General features: G+C 42.2%; 18 protein-coding genes. 4 read left to right on the top strand and 14 right to left on the bottom strand.

Annotation, left to right across the window (positions count from 1 at the left end):
* Positions 1 to 3 precede the first annotated feature (3 nt).
* Together DESDI_RS05350 and DESDI_RS17240 are read left to right on the top strand one after the other, a co-directional pair.
* Positions 4 to 684 carry a hypothetical protein gene (locus DESDI_RS05350; protein WP_015261617.1) on the top strand — a complete coding sequence of 227 codons (681 nt, stop codon included), beginning with the start codon at positions 4 to 6 and terminating at the stop codon, positions 682 to 684.
* Positions 685 to 742: 58 nt separating this feature from the next.
* A complete protein-coding gene (locus tag DESDI_RS17240) occupies positions 743 to 1,465 on the top strand; it encodes a hypothetical protein (RefSeq protein WP_015261616.1) in 723 nt (240 codons plus the stop codon).
* A gap of 90 nt (positions 1,466 to 1,555) precedes the next feature.
* Here the strand turns inward: DESDI_RS17240 and DESDI_RS05340 are convergent, their stop codons facing one another.
* Positions 1,556 to 1,933, bottom strand: a complete 378-nt coding sequence (locus DESDI_RS05340) for an ArsR/SmtB family transcription factor (protein WP_015261615.1) — start codon at positions 1,931 to 1,933, stop codon at positions 1,556 to 1,558.
* Positions 1,934 to 2,085: 152 nt separating this feature from the next.
* Between DESDI_RS05340 and DESDI_RS18025 the strand changes: the two genes are divergently transcribed.
* On the top strand, positions 2,086 to 2,367 hold the full coding sequence (locus DESDI_RS18025; protein ID WP_041219291.1) for a DUF5616 domain-containing protein: 282 nt from the start codon (positions 2,086 to 2,088) through the stop codon (positions 2,365 to 2,367).
* 627 nt (positions 2,368 to 2,994) lie between these two features.
* Positions 2,995 to 3,174, top strand: a complete 180-nt coding sequence (locus DESDI_RS05330) for a hypothetical protein (protein ID WP_041219289.1) — start codon at positions 2,995 to 2,997, stop codon at positions 3,172 to 3,174.
* A gap of 530 nt (positions 3,175 to 3,704) precedes the next feature.
* On the opposite strand, the gene DESDI_RS05320 is transcribed toward DESDI_RS05330, so the two are convergent.
* From DESDI_RS05320 to DESDI_RS05260, 13 genes are all read right to left on the bottom strand, one after another.
* On the bottom strand, positions 3,705 to 3,956 hold the full coding sequence (locus DESDI_RS05320; RefSeq protein WP_015261613.1) for an SHOCT domain-containing protein: 252 nt from the start codon (positions 3,954 to 3,956) through the stop codon (positions 3,705 to 3,707).
* 86 nt (positions 3,957 to 4,042) lie between these two features.
* Positions 4,043 to 4,453, bottom strand: a complete 411-nt coding sequence (locus tag DESDI_RS05315) for a hypothetical protein (RefSeq protein ID WP_015261612.1) — start codon at positions 4,451 to 4,453, stop codon at positions 4,043 to 4,045.
* 207 nt (positions 4,454 to 4,660) lie between these two features.
* Positions 4,661 to 5,053, bottom strand: a complete 393-nt coding sequence (locus DESDI_RS05310) for a hypothetical protein (protein ID WP_015261611.1) — start codon at positions 5,051 to 5,053, stop codon at positions 4,661 to 4,663.
* Positions 5,054 to 5,257: 204 nt separating this feature from the next.
* Complete coding sequence (locus DESDI_RS05305) at positions 5,258 to 5,677, bottom strand: OsmC family protein (protein ID WP_015261610.1); 420 nt, start codon at positions 5,675 to 5,677, stop codon at positions 5,258 to 5,260.
* Positions 5,678 to 5,762: 85 nt separating this feature from the next.
* Positions 5,763 to 6,683, bottom strand: a complete 921-nt coding sequence (cysK, locus tag DESDI_RS05300; protein WP_015261609.1) for a cysteine synthase A — start codon at positions 6,681 to 6,683, stop codon at positions 5,763 to 5,765.
* A gap of 44 nt (positions 6,684 to 6,727) precedes the next feature.
* Complete coding sequence (locus tag DESDI_RS05295; RefSeq protein ID WP_015261608.1) at positions 6,728 to 7,756, bottom strand: aliphatic sulfonate ABC transporter substrate-binding protein; 1,029 nt, start codon at positions 7,754 to 7,756, stop codon at positions 6,728 to 6,730.
* 83 nt (positions 7,757 to 7,839) lie between these two features.
* A complete protein-coding gene (locus DESDI_RS05290) occupies positions 7,840 to 8,598 on the bottom strand; it encodes an ABC transporter permease (protein WP_041219288.1) in 759 nt (252 codons plus the stop codon).
* Positions 8,531 to 9,370 carry an ABC transporter ATP-binding protein gene (locus tag DESDI_RS05285; protein ID WP_015261606.1) on the bottom strand — a complete coding sequence of 280 codons (840 nt, stop codon included), beginning with the start codon at positions 9,368 to 9,370 and terminating at the stop codon, positions 8,531 to 8,533. The genes DESDI_RS05290 and DESDI_RS05285 overlap by 68 nt, the downstream gene beginning before the upstream one ends.
* Positions 9,371 to 9,586: 216 nt before the next feature.
* Positions 9,587 to 10,027 carry a rhodanese-like domain-containing protein gene (locus DESDI_RS05280; protein WP_015261605.1) on the bottom strand — a complete coding sequence of 147 codons (441 nt, stop codon included), beginning with the start codon at positions 10,025 to 10,027 and terminating at the stop codon, positions 9,587 to 9,589.
* A gap of 41 nt (positions 10,028 to 10,068) precedes the next feature.
* The gene (locus tag DESDI_RS05275; protein WP_015261604.1) at positions 10,069 to 11,010 is read right to left on the bottom strand and encodes a gluzincin family metallopeptidase; all 942 of its coding nucleotides are present in this window, start codon (positions 11,008 to 11,010) and stop codon (positions 10,069 to 10,071) included.
* Positions 11,011 to 11,162: 152 nt separating this feature from the next.
* On the bottom strand, positions 11,163 to 12,554 hold the full coding sequence (locus DESDI_RS05270; RefSeq protein ID WP_015261603.1) for a B12-binding domain-containing radical SAM protein: 1,392 nt from the start codon (positions 12,552 to 12,554) through the stop codon (positions 11,163 to 11,165).
* Between the two features lie 209 nt (positions 12,555 to 12,763).
* Positions 12,764 to 14,086 (bottom strand): B12-binding domain-containing radical SAM protein, encoded by a 1,323-nt coding sequence (locus tag DESDI_RS05265; RefSeq protein ID WP_015261602.1) that lies wholly within the window; start codon positions 14,084 to 14,086, stop codon positions 12,764 to 12,766.
* Positions 14,086 to 15,444 carry a B12-binding domain-containing radical SAM protein gene (locus tag DESDI_RS05260; RefSeq protein ID WP_015261601.1) on the bottom strand — a complete coding sequence of 453 codons (1,359 nt, stop codon included), beginning with the start codon at positions 15,442 to 15,444 and terminating at the stop codon, positions 14,086 to 14,088. Before DESDI_RS05260 ends, DESDI_RS05265 begins: the two co-directional genes overlap by 1 nt.
* Positions 15,445 to 15,449 lie beyond the last annotated feature (5 nt).

The raw sequence follows: 15,449 nt of genomic DNA, 5'->3' as shown, positions 1-15,449 counted from the left end.
TTAATGTCAAATCAGTGGGGCCGTCCCTCAAGAGTTGAAAAAAATCAATCCATCTTGAAACTTGTTTCAAGCATCCTTGTAATTGGCATAATAGCTTATCTAATTTTCACAGGATTCAAAGATAAGATATATCCTCTCCTCAAGCCAACCTATGCATCTACGAATTCTAATAACGATAGCCTTCCTAGTCCCAATAATTCCTCAGCGCTAAATACATCCACATATTCCGCACAAGACTCCCCGAGTCCTTATAACCTATCGGTTGCCAATGAGAATAATGAAGTTACAACAGGATATTGGCTACTCTTTGTAGCAAAGGGGCAGATGAGTCAACTCTCTGTTGAATCTGGAACCATTACTTTTATTCAGCAGTTGATTGAAAGAGATCGGAAAACTACAGGCAAGAATACACTCGCTCTGGTCGAAAATGGTCGCTTTCGTCAGTATATAGTAAGTGATGAAATTTATTCGGTCGTGTCCAATCTATCAGTCATCAATATACGAGTATCTGAGAGCTCCGAAAACTCTAGTGTGAATAGTTCTGATAATTCCAGTCTTACTGAATCATTAAATCCAAACCTTTCTGCTCCTGAAACGACCCCAAATCCTTCAACCGAAGAAAGCGCTAATACCAATAATTCTGGCTCAGTTAATACTCCTGATTCCATATCAAATTCTTATTAAATTTGCACCTTTAAATTGGCTTTGTACAAATAATGCCTTTAAAGAAAGGAGAAAATTTATGCAAAGAGGGCGTACACCTTATGGAACAAAACAGCAACAGCTTGGTAATTTTGGTTTTGCCATTGTCTTTATAATCATCATCATTTACCTGTTGTATCAATTCTTTTCAAAAAGTAGTTATTATCCCTTTAGCTCCTCCCTAGCTACAACAAGTCCAATTAACTACTCTAGTACTTATCAAACGAGTAACTTGGATTCCTATAACTATCCTAACCAAAGCTCCTCAAATATGTATGATCCTTATTCATATAACTCATACAATTCATATAGTGCATATGATTACTCTACTCAAAACTCCCTACCCACATCGGAAAAAAATTATACACTAACAGGATATTGGGTCTTATTTGACATGAATGGAGTAATCACTCAATTTAATTTGAATTCAAATGATTATGCCTTTGTTCAACGATTGATTCAAAATGACACTAAAGGAATTCCAAAAATCAAAATCTTCCTTATTGAAAATGGTCGAACACGTCAATATATAGTTAGTACTGAACTCTATACAATTATTGCAAATATGAATTACATCATCGACTCAAGGACTATCAATAGCTCGACGACCTCACCATCCTACGGCTCTTCATATACAACTCCCAATTCTTATTCGAATTCATCCACTCCCAATTCTTCTGCTATACCTAATTCATCAACATCAAATTCTTATCCCAATACATCGACCCCCAATTCCACCTATAACCAAGGCATTAAACCCTAATTATATTATTCTATAATCGCCTGGATAGGCGCTTAATAATAGAAAGCAGAGAGGGTTTGACACCTCAAACCCTCTCTGCTTCCATAAATTTCATTCGTCAATATGTTCTAATCCCTGACGGTAAAGTTCTTGCACATGGTTATCCTGAAGTGAATAATATACCATTTTGCCATCCTTGCGGTATTTCACAAGGTTACTATTCCGAAGGATTCTCAGTTGATGAGAAGTAGCGGATTGACTTAAATCTAAAAGCTCCGCTAAATCACAAACACAGAACTCTGACCTAGCGAGTGCATCCATTATTCGTATACGTGTAGGATCTCCTAATGTCTTAAATAAATAGGCAAGCTTAGTCGCTCGTTCTAAACTTAAAATTTGGTCTGCATACATATGAATTAGGTCTGGATGAATACATATGTCGTCACAACTTATATATTCACTTTCCTTATTATGTTTATTAGACATCATTTTCTTTTCACCCCATCATGCTATTCCCTCTAGTTAGTAATATATCAGTAAATTCTAAATCGTTCAAGCTAACAAAAATCGTAAAGTTGCTCAACACTATAAGTTGGAGCCATTCATATCATTATTACGAGTAATCGCGACTCCTTATTCTTGTGCTACTCTTAGAATTACTACTAATCATCGATGGTTTTAACTTAATCATCGCTCTGGAAGTTACACTTTCGGGAAGCATCATTATCCTTGGCCGTGATGGCGTTCAAAGAGATCTTGCCGGCCTGAGGGGTTCTTATAAAATCATTGAGCAGACGGATAAGGCCAGAAAGGCGATATCATCTCTTTTTGGGTTTTGGCAAACAAAAAACACCTCAAGATTAAAATCTAACATGTTAGGTCTTCATCTTGAGGTGTTAAATTTTGAGGAGAGAGCAGCCTAGTTCTCTTTTCGGCAGCTCTACTCTAGTCCTCTTCCCCTGGCCAAGCACAGCGAGCATTTGAAACTTCCAAAAGGCGGAAGTTCCAGAAGCCTATGGAGCTTATTTTCATGGGTTCAGTATGATCGCGTAGCCTAATTCCGGGATCGAGGTAAACCGTAATCTGATCGACTTGGTGCATAATATATTCTGGATCATTGGGTGTACCCCCTCGAACTGAGGGGACATGGCTTTCTATAGCCGTGCCTGAACTGCATTTTCAGCCACCGTCTATAACGCAATGAATAGTGACTTGGGAATTGTACTTTTCATGGATAAAAAGTTTGGTTTTTTCCGTGATGACAATGTTCATGCTGACTCTCCTCTACTTTAATTGTGAACAGATGTTCATGTAATGTAGTTTACCATTTAGCAAATTGCTTTGCAATATAATAATATAGTCTATCTATTAGCATTTGTTTTAAATAAACTTGAGCACATCCTGCAAGCGAGCTTAAGTGTTCGCCAAGCGGGGTAAGTCATGGCTACGAGTCCTACTGCAAGTGAGCCGAGGATGAGAGTAACTCCTAAACCTGGCTGGAGAGAGAATACCATTGAGTCATAGGAGGCCTTATTGGCTTTGCTTTGGGAATGGAATTAGCAATTCAGTTTGGATCTACCTTGGCTCAAATGACCGTACAAGTGCCTTTCCAGCCTATTTTTGCTCTTTACTCCATCTTGGCGGCTTTAGTAATTAGCCTTTTGGCCAGTGTCTATCCTGCCTTAAAGGCAACTAAACTCGATCCTGTCGAAGCACTTCGTTACTTCTAACCCGGAGGTACCTATGACACTTAACCTATGGCTTCTGCTGACTCCTCACGATAAATCTTGTTTCAACCAGGTTTCTTACTCTGTTTCCACCTGTCCGTGAGGCCTCCCACGGTAAGACGATTCACTTTCATTCCATGTACCCGCAACATTTACGCTGACGTGTCCGTGTAGCTTTTGGGCTTTAACTTGTTTAGCAGTCTTACCCCACGTTTCACGCCTGATGATGTTCGTGTTCCTCGGGTCGAAACTTTGCCGACTGGCTTCCTTCAGATTCCACCTCGCGGTGGACACCCTTGCCCTTGGCTAATGGTTGGTCGCTACATACCCCCACAACGGACTCTCACCGTCTAGTTAATCGCCATGAGTGGCGCACTAAAAAAGATCTCTTCAGAATATGTTCAGAAGAGATCTAAGTAATGGAGGCTGTTCATTTTAATGCTTTATCAGAGGCTCCTTCTGTATACGTACTAAAAAATACCAAATCTCCGGGTTTGAGTTCATTCCATAGGTAAAGCTCCTTACGAATACAGCTATTTTGTTAAATCTTCTTTCCGCCGATGAAACTCTTCAGAATCAATCTCACCTCGAGCATATCGCTCTCTGAGAATCCCCATTGCATCATTTCGAATACTCAATGAATCAGTGCGTTCATTACCCTTTTTAAAGAGCGACACTCCGAACCAGATTATGAGTACCCAAAAAAGAACTTGAACCGCCATCATAACGACGCTCCAAAACCAACTTCCGCCACCTGACCAAGGTCCATAACCCCACATCATCATGTTATTTGCACCTCCAACACCTTTTCGTGACCTGTACATAGCCATTCCAATCTCTTTATGAGCACCTTTTTAGTGGGTTGTTTTTATTACCAATTCATCATAGTGTTCCCTGAACCCATCATGTTACCACGATGCATAGAGCTAATGTTTCCATTACTCATCATTTTATTCATAGCGCCAACGACTTCCTCGCCTAGTTGAGCTTTAATCTCAGGAGAATTCATTGCCTCCCTCATCTTATCAAAATCACCAGATTTCATAGCATCTTGCATAACTTTTGAATTGTGCATATTTAGCATAGCTTCATTATTCATGTAGTTATTTACAGTCGCATCTCCTACGGATTGGATATTTCTACTGGCCGCTGCCACTGGAGCTGAATTCGCCTGATTTGCTACTTCTGTATTTGTACCGGCAAGTACTGGTACAGATATAATTCCAAGAGCTAAAACAGCACTGCTTAAGATTAAACTTACTCTTTTATTTATTTTTTTCATTATTTTTTCCCCCTTGTAATTTTGTCGGTATCACTTTGACAATTTGAATTATAGCTATCAAATTTGTCAAAAGAATGACATAGTCATGAATAACTCATGAATTTTGATTAAATAATCATAAAAAAACAAGTGGTCGTTCGCCACTTGTTTTTGAATTAATATATTAAGTCCCCTTCTCTGTCAAAAATCAGTGAAGTCTGAACTTTTTTACCTACTAAGCACAACCAAACCATCATCTTGTAATGTGTAAACAAGTTTCTCTAGTTCCGTTTCTTCACTAAATTTCTCTTCACATTCTGAGCATATATAGTCGACATTGCTGTCCATGTCTACTGGTGGCGTGAACCATTTACCGCATCCTATACAACTATACTCTCCATCCGTGCAGTGAACCATAACTTCTAATTTTTCATACACGTAATTTAAATCCAATCTAGTCTGTTTCATTTCTGTGTTGAAGGTTTTTTCATCTCTATAAAACTCTTTGCATTCCTCATAAGTAATTGAGGACAATTCTTCGCTTAACACTTTTGCTTTTGCTAATAACCTTTTAAATTTATTCATAGGCTTAACTCGCTCTTGAAAAATACTATGGATCATTACATTATCACCTCTTCCACTTTTTGTTACCCTATTTTTTAGTTTATACTAGTGAATTCTTGCATGATTTAAGTATATTCTTACAATTAGAACATCTGATGAACTACTTATGAATTTCTCATGAATACCTTACAAAAAAGAAGTGCAGATCACTGATCTACATTCCCTCTCTACTTACTTGCCCCTGGGTTAAACTTGAGCACTCTAGGAATTTTGGCTATGAACTTCATATTTATAACTGACTTGAGCGACCTTATTAACGGTATGAATAACACTGCAATATTTATTAAAAGAGAGCTCGATGGCACGACTAATTTTTTCCTCCGGCAGGTCATTTCCCCAGAATTGATAAACTACTTGAATATCAGTAAATACCTTGGGATGTTCCTCTGCTCGCTGGCCATCAACATAGATTTCAAACTTCTCATAGTTCACTCGCATTTTCTCCAAAATGCTTACAATGTCTATCCCGCTGCATCCAGCTACTCCCATTAAGACGAGTTCCATTGGGCTGGCTCCCAAGTGCTCAGAAACTGCTGTGCTCGAAGAGATTTTTACGGACTCTCCAGAATGGCCCATCCCTTCAAATGCCATTCCTCCCGCATGTTTAACTGTAATACGCATCGCTTATAACTGCCTCCTCTCTCTGTTTTCGATAAAGAAAAGTTCTGGTTGATTGTTTATAGTAGTGGATCAATTATAGATAGAACTAGGAGTCAAACACAGAAGTACTCAGATAGCGTTCCCCAGTATCCGGTGCTATAGCCAAAACGCGCTTACCTCGACCTAATTGTTTTGCAACACTGAGCGCAATGTGCACTGCAGCTCCAGCAGAAACCCCTACAAAGATTCCTTCACGTCTTGCTAAGTCTCGGGTCGTAATGGCTGCATCTTGATCGGAAATCAGAACGATTTCGTCATAGATCTCCCTGTTAAGAATATCCGGAATAAAACCAGGTCCTGTGCCGGGAATACCATGGGGCCCCGGTTCTCCTCCCGAAAGAACTGGTGATGTCTCGGGTTCAACGACAAATATTTTGATTCCCGGGATTCTCGCCTTAAGCACCTCTCCAGTACCGGTTATAGTTCCACCCGTTCCAGCTGTACTGACGAAAGCATCCAATTGACCATCCATCTGCTCAATAATCTCTAATGCGGTCGTACGACGATGGATCGCCGGGTTGGACAAGTTCTCAAACTGATTGGGCATAAAGCTACCTGGAATTTCGACCAGAATTTCTTGAGCCTTCTTAATCGAGCCGGACATACGCTCCGCTCCTGGAGTGAGCACAACTTCTGCTCCATAAGCCTTGAGGATCGCGATTCGTTCCTTTGTCATGGTATCTGGCATGACAAGGATCGTTTGATAACCCCTCGCTGCCGCAACCATCGCCAGGCCGATTCCAGTATTTCCACTGGTGGGCTCGACAATAGTTGCTCCCGGCTTAAGCAAACCTGCTTTTTCCGCCTCTAATATCATATTAAACGCAGCTCGATCCTTGACGCTTCCACTGGGATTGAGATTTTCCAACTTGACGAATACTTCAGCCCCTTCAGCAGCAGGCAAGTGATTTAACTTGACGATCGGTGTTCCCCCAATAAGCTCAGTGATACTCTCTACAATTTTCATAATCAAAATCCCTTCTTTGGCAGGTAAATTAATTCGAATAAGAATTATTTCTTAAGAACTTCATTCAGTAAGGTGAGATCGACTAAACCGGTTACATCCGTATTTCCTTGGACTAATCCTAAGTCTTTTGACCATTGTTCCATCTCGTTAAGAATATTTGCATCGACCTCATAGGTTATTTCAGTTCGTGCAAAGGACTTTTCCAGGATTTCAATGGGCAATTCTTGCTTGGCTAATTCAGCTAAGTTCTTCTGTGTTAACGTAATGGCTTCATCTGGACTTGTTTTTACAAAATCTACAGCAGCCACATGACCTTTAAGAATAGCTTTAACAATCTCTGGATTTTCACTCACAAATTTCTTCGAGGCAACGAGAACCGTACTTGGCAATTTGCCTTCCCAGGGCATATCTTGGGCATCCACGATCACTTTTGCTCCTACTTTTGCTTCCATTTGGGCAGCCCATGGTTCTGAAACAATAGCCGCATCCAGTTGCTTTTGTTGGAACAGGGTCATCATATCTGCAGGCTTTTGAGTTACTTGCTTAACCGTTCCCCCTTGACTTTCCATCTTTAGGCCTTGCTCATGCATTAAGATCTGTAAAGAAATGTCATGAGTGCAAGCCCGTGAGGGTGTGGCGACAATTTTCCCGTTTAAGTCACTGATACTATTGATATTGGAATCTTTTGCTGCAACGAGCACATTACCCCCATTGGCAGCCCCAGAGAGGACTACTACATCCCCACCTTGTAAATAGCGCGCTATGGCAGGTTCAGGTCCTACATAACCCATATCGATTTGCCCGGTGGTCAGTGCATCCATAAGAAGAGAACCATTCGGGAATTGGGTGGTTTCTAATTTTACCTTTTCACCAAGCTCAGCTTGAAAGAAGCCTCTTTCAACTCCAATCATCGCTGAAGCATGTGTAACATTGGGGAAATAACCGAGTTTAACACTGGATAACTCGCTGTTTTCCGAGGTGGTTTTTGTGGTTCCACAGCCTGCCAAAAATACTAAGGAGCTGGCCAGGATGACTGCTATGGGGCGTTTGATTTTCTTTAAATTAAGTTTCATAGGTTTCTTCCTCCATATTCATACGCTTATTGCTATTTTTGATCTATATTTTTCTTGTGGTGTTTCGGCATCTTAAGCCCTTATTATACCTTTGCTAACCCCCAACGAGTTAAGACGTTCTTTTCAATCCTTTGAAACACGAGATTATCTAAGATCATACCGATCACAGCAATAATAACCATAATCGAGAGGACTAAGCTCATGTTCCCGACATCACGTCCAAAATTGAGCATTTGACCCAAGCCGCTCCCACTCCCGATCAATTCTCCCGCCATTAGTGCCCGCCAGGCGAACGCCCAAGAAAGACGCATCCCCGTAATCAGGTGGGGCACCGAAGCCGGTAAGGTCACTTTAAGGAAAAGATGCCAACCCGAGGCACCCATGGTCCTTGCTGCACGCGTCAAAACCGGTTGTACATTGCGAATACCAGTAGCCGTATTCGTGGTCATCGTCCAGGTCCCTCCCAGAGTAACAATGAACGTTATGGCTGTTTCAGACATCCCGAACCAGAGTAAAGCCAGTGGTAACCAGACAATGCTCGGCACACTTTGCAAGCCTATTACCAACATCCCTACCGTCTCATTCATGATTTTCGACTTGGCAATACTGACTCCGAGAAATATACCAATGAAAACAGCTAAGCTATAGCCCATCAATAGCCGCTGGAAACTAGCCTTCAAAGCGATGATGAAACTACCATCTTGGAACCCATGAATGAGGGTTTGGGCAACGTTTAAAGGGGAAGGAAACATGAAGGGCGGCCAAATCTGGAATCTAAATATTACTTCCCAGATCCCGATCAGCGCTCCAAGGAAGACGATTCGACGTAACATGGTAGTCATGATCCACCTCCTCCTGCATCACTTTTTCGATCTCTTCTTTCAAATCGTCGAAGATCTGCCCTTCGATATAAGTCAAATTCGGATCACTTTTACTTCTCGGCTGGGAATACGGGATAAGGAATTCCTTAATGATCCGTCCCGGTCTCGTACCCATTAACATTACGCGATTGGAAAGCTGGACTGCCTCATGGATACTGTGGGTTACAAAGATAATTGTCTTTTTGGTCTTCTGCCATATATCTTGCAATTCACTGTGGAGAAGAAGCTTTGTTTGCTCATCCAAAGCTCCAAAGGGCTCATCCATAAGTAAGTATTTAGGATCCATGACCAATGCCCGAGCAATCGCTACCCGTTGACGCATCCCCCCGGACAATTCATGTGGATACGCCTTAGTAAATCGGCTTAAATGCACCATCTTTAAGGTTTCCTGAGCCAATTCCTGTGCTTGCCGCGCTGGCACACCCTTCATCTTTAATCCAAACATAACGTTGTCCATTACCGACAACCAAGGAAAGAGAGCTGCTTCTTGGAAAACCATCACTCGATCACTCTTCGGGCCTGTCACGAGCTGATGATCGACGAGCACCTCGCCCTTTGACGACTTCTCCAACCCAGCAATGATGTTGAGCAAGGTCGATTTCCCACATCCTGAGGGCCCCAGCAAAGAGACAAAATCCCCATCATTTACAGTAAGATTGATATCGACCAAGACATCAGTTTGTTTTCCATCTTGGGGAAAATGCTTACCTAACCCTTTGATCTGTATGGCCACGTTCTTTCACCTTCTTGCTTCTAATGTATACTATTCCGCTAGGTTTTATTATCCCATTCCGTATTGAAATCTTACCAGAAGACTTGGATTTCGTCAAGCAATAAGAACCCTGAAGTTTCTGCCGAAAAACAATGTAGAGCTTAACCCGAAAAGCAAAAGCCCTAGATGCCTTACATAAGGGCATCTAGGGCTTGGATTTGACTGATTTCGTTGTGCTTACTTACCACTTTCCGTATCATAGGGCCAAGAATTTATCCCCCCAAGATTATGAACATTCGTATATCCCATATTTACCAAAATCTTTGCTGCTGCAACACTTCTACTGCCGCTTCTACAATAGACAATGATTTGGGTATCCTTATTGGAAATCTTACTAGGCGCTTCCTTTTCAATTTGACCTAGAGGGATGAGTGTACTGGCGGGAATATGCTTGTCTGCATATTCCGAGAGTGTTCTAACGTCAACTAAAACGATTTCGTTGTCGCTTTCGAGAAGTTTTTTAGCTTCTTCAGGTTTAATATTTTTATAACTTGGGATAGATTCCTCTACCTTTGATGGGTTATTGGCCGAGGGATTCCCGCTGTTATTTGAAAAACCACAGGCGGTGAGTCCAAAAGTCAATAACCATACAAGTGCAATTCCTAATATTTTTTTCATTGGTTTTATCCCCTTTACATTTAATACTCCCTAGCAAGAACTTATGGTTTAAAGGCCTTCTCATAATCGTAAAGACTTAATTTGAAAGTCCGCTCGAAGCTATCATTAACCCTGCTATTTTGAGTTTGGTTAAGGAACTCTTGGAAGGTTTCTAAACCATATTTTTTAATGAGTGCATCCGTCGCTAGATAACCCTGAGCTTCTAGATAATACAAACCTTGCTCGGTGTCATCTAAGGGTTGAAGTTTACCCTTTTCGGCTAAATTCTGAACGCTTTCTCTCATTACTACCGTTTCAACCTTAGCTTGAAAGGAATCAACTTTTTCCTGTGCAGCAAGCCCCGTAACCCAGGCTGTTCCCTCATTTAACCACAGTGGCAGCTTACTCGCAATACCTAGTTGGTTTAAGGTGACATGAACTAATTCATGAGTTAAGGCATTAGCGATTCCGCCTTTACCCTCTAAATTATAGAGAGGAATCCAAATCGATGAATTTAAGGCGACACCACCTGAACTCTTAACCATTGTTGTTACATCAGAAGAAGCAATCCCAGCTTGAAGGAGAGCTTGTCCAAAAGATTCAGGCGTGGTAAACAGGGTAATCCTAACCTTCTTTACGGGTACTCGATTGAGCTTGCTTTTTAAAGCGGGCAAGGAAATCTCTTTGATCATCGTGCTATAATCGCTAAGTTCAGTATCCGTAATCCCTGTGTCACCAGCAACCACCCAAATCTTATCGGTGACCTGGTGTTTTACACTGGATTCCTCAGGTAAAGGTAAATTCCCTAGAGCGGTCAAACTGTAGCTTTGCACAACCTCTTTACGAATAAGATCATCGATTCCAGTCTTTCTTAGATAACTTTCCGTCATTTTCAGATAATGAGAAACCGGTTCAGATTCAATAATTTGGGTGTACGTTATTTCTAGTTCATTTGAAAAAATAAAGGTAACAAGTGTGAAAAACAGGATAAGCGCTCGTCTCACTCTATCACCTCTTTTTGGGTTTTGGCTTAAAGAAAACAGGAAAACAAAAACACCTCAAGATATTCTAACATGTTAGATCTTAGTCTTGAGGTGTTAATTTTTGGAGTAAGATTGTTCGCACTTTATGAGATTAAGCCCGAAGAATGACGGAATCACTTTGAGGTCAGCATAAGGAGACAGTATTTAAAAAACGTGCGACTTGAGCCCAAAGCGAGCTTAACAATTCTTCTGAATCCGTACTGGTTTATCATTTCTGTCTTACGATTTATGATTAGGTTTATATATAAATTGGTTAGAAGCAATTCGTAATAGTAACGTTTTAGCGACATCTGAGAGGGCCTAATCATCACTTGGCCAAAAGACCAGCTCTCAAAGTCCTCAGCAGGATACAGTAACCTATCCTCATATTTTCTGTAAAGGGGAAGATTCGGAAAGGGCGTTAAGGGATTGACTGTTGCAATCTGTGGCCTAAGCAAGCTTACGGTCTTCCTGAGTTTCCGAAAATCTGCACTTGACCAGTCCGGATGTGCTATGAAGGAAGCCCATACATCAATTCCTAATTCTTCAAGGATTCTTGCAGCCTTCAAATTATCGTGGGTATCCGATTTTTTTCGGTAGTCAGAGAGTTCTGAGTCATTAAAGCTTTCATACCCCACAAGCACAGCCTTTAGCCCCAATTCCTTAAACTCCTTCACAAGGGGCTCATAACTTAGAATGCCTTTTACGGAGGCATAGACAATAAAATTCTTCTGTAAATGTAGCTCCCTGATCAAGTCGAAGAAGGTCCTGATCTTCTGTTCATTGGCAAAAAAATCATTATCCACAAGCATAATGGTGGGTTCCCGAACGGACTGTAGATCCTCTATGAGGAGATTCCGTTCGATTAGATTTTCCTCGTAGCCCTCAATCCTCCATCGCAGGCAGAACTCACAGCCCTTTTGGCACCCTGTTCCATACTCTAGGATAGCAGCAGGCTTATAGCCAAAGTAGGAATACTCACTCCTGTATCGAGAAGTGGATTCTCGATTAGGAAGGAGGTACTTGTTCCTGCCCTTTAAGCCATTCAAAGCAAAGCCTTTGAACCGGGTCCTAACTCCTTGAATTAAGGAAATATTCTCTTCCCTTTCGTCTCTCTCGCTATCTAGACCCACCAGTTGGGCAAAAAGCTGCTTCACATTGGACTCGTCCACAAACTCAAAGATATAGTCTACTGAATCCTCAGCAAAAGACATGGGGTTAAGAAAAGCTTGAGTGCCACCCACTAGGGTTATAATGTTAGGACTAAACGCCTTGGCTTCCCTACACAAGCGAAGCACGGCATGGACATCGATACAAAGGCTTGTTATCCCTACAGCGTCTGGAAGATACTCCGCCATTTTGCTTGTGAGACTCCCTTTTTCGACCATCATATCAAAAATCTCTACCGTATGATTCTCTTCAAGCTGCCCGTAGATCATCTCCAAACCTAAAGGCTCAGCAAACATAAAGTCACTTACCGTAATCGCCTGTTTGATCCTTGGGGGTCTGACTAGTAGTATCTTCATTTAAATTAAATCTCCTAAATACTTTGGTAGTCATTGGCAGGCTACTCTGAAAATGACCCGAAAGCTAATTCTCCAGGATTTTGCTTTCGGCGTTCACTCCATAAGCGGCGCGGATGTAGGATATGCTGCCTGACCTGAGCAAGATTTCGAGCCTCAAAATTGCCGCAAAGCCGCGTGAGTTCGTCCTTAGATGCTCAGGATGACACCGATTAAAAAATATTCGGTGTGACCCTTTGCTTAATCTGATGCCTATAGTAAAGATTAACTGCCGCGTAGAACAGATATTTCCCGGGATTCCTAAGAAACTCTTTTCTAAACATATTCCTTTTGGCGATCGACTTCAGGGTGAACAAGGATTCATACAAATCCCAGTACGCCTTCGTCAATTCTTCCGGAGTCATATGAGGGATGGTATGAACTGCCTCAGTTCCGTCAAAGGAATAGATATCCGACTTAACCAGCCTTCCCTGTTCTTCGATTTCCTTGAAAAACCGGGTACCTGGAATCGGAGTAAGAATGTAGAAGCGAGGAACAGAAATCTTGTTTTCTTCAATAAAAACCTTGGTCGCTTTAATGGACTCTAGGGTATCGGCTTCCCCGCCGACCACCATCTCTGTCGACACATCAATCCCGTGATCCTGGATATTTCTTATAAGTGCGGGATAGTCTTCAGGGTTGGCCCAGGATTTATTCATTGCTTTAAGGCTATCCTTCGTTATACTCTCTAAGCCAAAGCTTAAGGTGGTGCATCCGCTATCCCTGAGCATCTCCAGCAGCTTACTATCCTTGCCGACCCGAATGTCGCACTGGCTCATCCACTCCATGTCTAAGGCCTTAATCTCCCCCATGAGCTGGCTAAGATAGACTCTGTCAGAGAAGATATTGTCGTCTAGCAAAAGGAACTTCTTGTAGCCAAGCTCCTTAATCTGCTTGATATCTCGCACAACCTCCCCGACCGGTTTCTTAACATAGCACCCCTCATAAAGGCAGGCCACAGAGCAAAAGCTACAGCTATGGGGACATCCTCTACCTGCCTGGACCGGCAAAAAATCGCCGAGATTCTTTTTTAAGATAAGATCAAACCTTGGCGAAGGTGTTGAGAACCATCCTTTCTCTAGCCTCTTCTCATAAACAGGTTTTAGGGCACCCTGTTCATAATCCCTCAGTAGCTCCTCCCAAACAAACTCCGCATCGCCGATCAGCACAGAATCGCAGTACTTCTGTGCTTCTTCTGCCATGATACTGGCCATATAGCCTCCAAGCACCACGGTCTTTCCCCTGTTCCTGAATTCCCTGGCGATATCAATAGAGCGGATCACACCATGACCCATAGAGCTAATCCCGATTAGCTCCGCATCAGTATCAAAGGGTATATCCTCAAGGATCTCAAAGATTATTTCGACTTCGTAGTTACTGGGGGTAAGAGCAGCCAAAAGGGGTAGCGCCAACCCAACGAAATAGAGCTTTTTCTTCTTTAGAGGCCTTTTGTTCTTATCATAGGGACTGGGTTGGATGAGTAAGATTTTTTTCATTAGTAACCCCGCATTACTTTCATCAAGTACTGTAGTGACACAGCCGAGCTTCCAAGAAGCATCTTCAGATTTTGCCGGACCCCATATTTCTTAACCAAGGCCAGAATATGCTTGGGTCGCATGATAATCCTGTAGTAGGCTTTTACGATCTCCCAGTAGAAGGCCCGGATCCCCATGCCCTGAGGCTCCAAGATCACATGGGCCATATCCCACATTTCATAGCGCTCCCTCGGATATAAGAATTGATCGGAATACTGTTCGAATATCCCCGTTCCCCGAAGTGGAGTGAGCGGCTGCAAGTTGACGAAGCGGACATTAAGCTTTCTCAGCCAGGCTGTCAGCTCTTTAAAGTCCACTCGATCAAAATCTGTGGGAAGAATCAGAGTTGCATAGAGCTCGATATCCAGCTTCTTCAACACCTGAATCGCTTTCTCGTTCATCTCTTTATCTGTCTTTTTATTATATTGCTCTAGGTCCCCTGCCCTAATGGATTCGATGCCGACAATCACAGCCTGAAGTCCCTGTTTTTTAAACTCTCGAAGGACATCCTCCTGGGCAGCTACAAAATCTGCCCTGCCATAGACGAGAAAGTTCTTCTTTATCCCTCTTTCCTGAAGGAGTCTTAAAAACTTTCGAATCCTTTCCGTGTTGAAGAGGAAGTCATCGTCGACGATATAGATTTCTTTCTCAGGGATGGCTGCTAGTTCCTCGACCACATCTTCTAGGTCCCTCGTAAAATAAGTTCCGTCCGTAATCTCTTTGCAGAAGCAAAAGCTGCAGTTATAGGGGCATCCATAGGAAGTCTTAATCAGCGCACAGGGGCTATGGAACATATAGTAATAGCCCTGACGGTATTTTGAGACAGACTTCCTGTCTGGTTGTTTGTAAGCGAAAGACCTTTTCTTTTCACCCATTTCCCCAAGTGACGCCTTAATTTCTTCCGTCATTTTATTCTCAAGCATCCCGCTGAGGGTTATATTAAAACCGTCGATACCATTTCGCGAATAAACAAAGTCAATATCTTCCGACAAGAAATCCATGCCTACAACTTCAGCATGCACTCCCCCCACTCCTGTCAATACACCCGGCAGAAGAGACTTTGCTGTAGAAGACATCCTTTTGATTAGTCCCACATGGGTTATATATCCTGTAAAAACGACCAAAGCAGGTCTTGTTCTAGTCAGGATGCATTCATAGGATTCCTTTTCCAGAATCATATCCACTATCTCTACCTCGACCTTCGACTGGAGGTCTTCAGGGACATTCGAAACCAAATATTCCAGTTCCAAAGGTTCACAGACCATAACATGCTGCAATCCGATGGTTTCTTTATCCGGCCTTGGTCTTACAAGCAGCACCTTGA

Origin of the sequence: Desulfitobacterium dichloroeliminans LMG P-21439, assembly GCF_000243135.2 — a bacterium.
In the GTDB taxonomy this organism is placed as follows: domain Bacteria; phylum Bacillota; class Desulfitobacteriia; order Desulfitobacteriales; family Desulfitobacteriaceae; genus Desulfitobacterium; species Desulfitobacterium dichloroeliminans.
The sequence above is the reverse complement of the archived record's forward strand: the minus strand, read 5'-3'. Positions and strand labels throughout refer to the sequence as shown.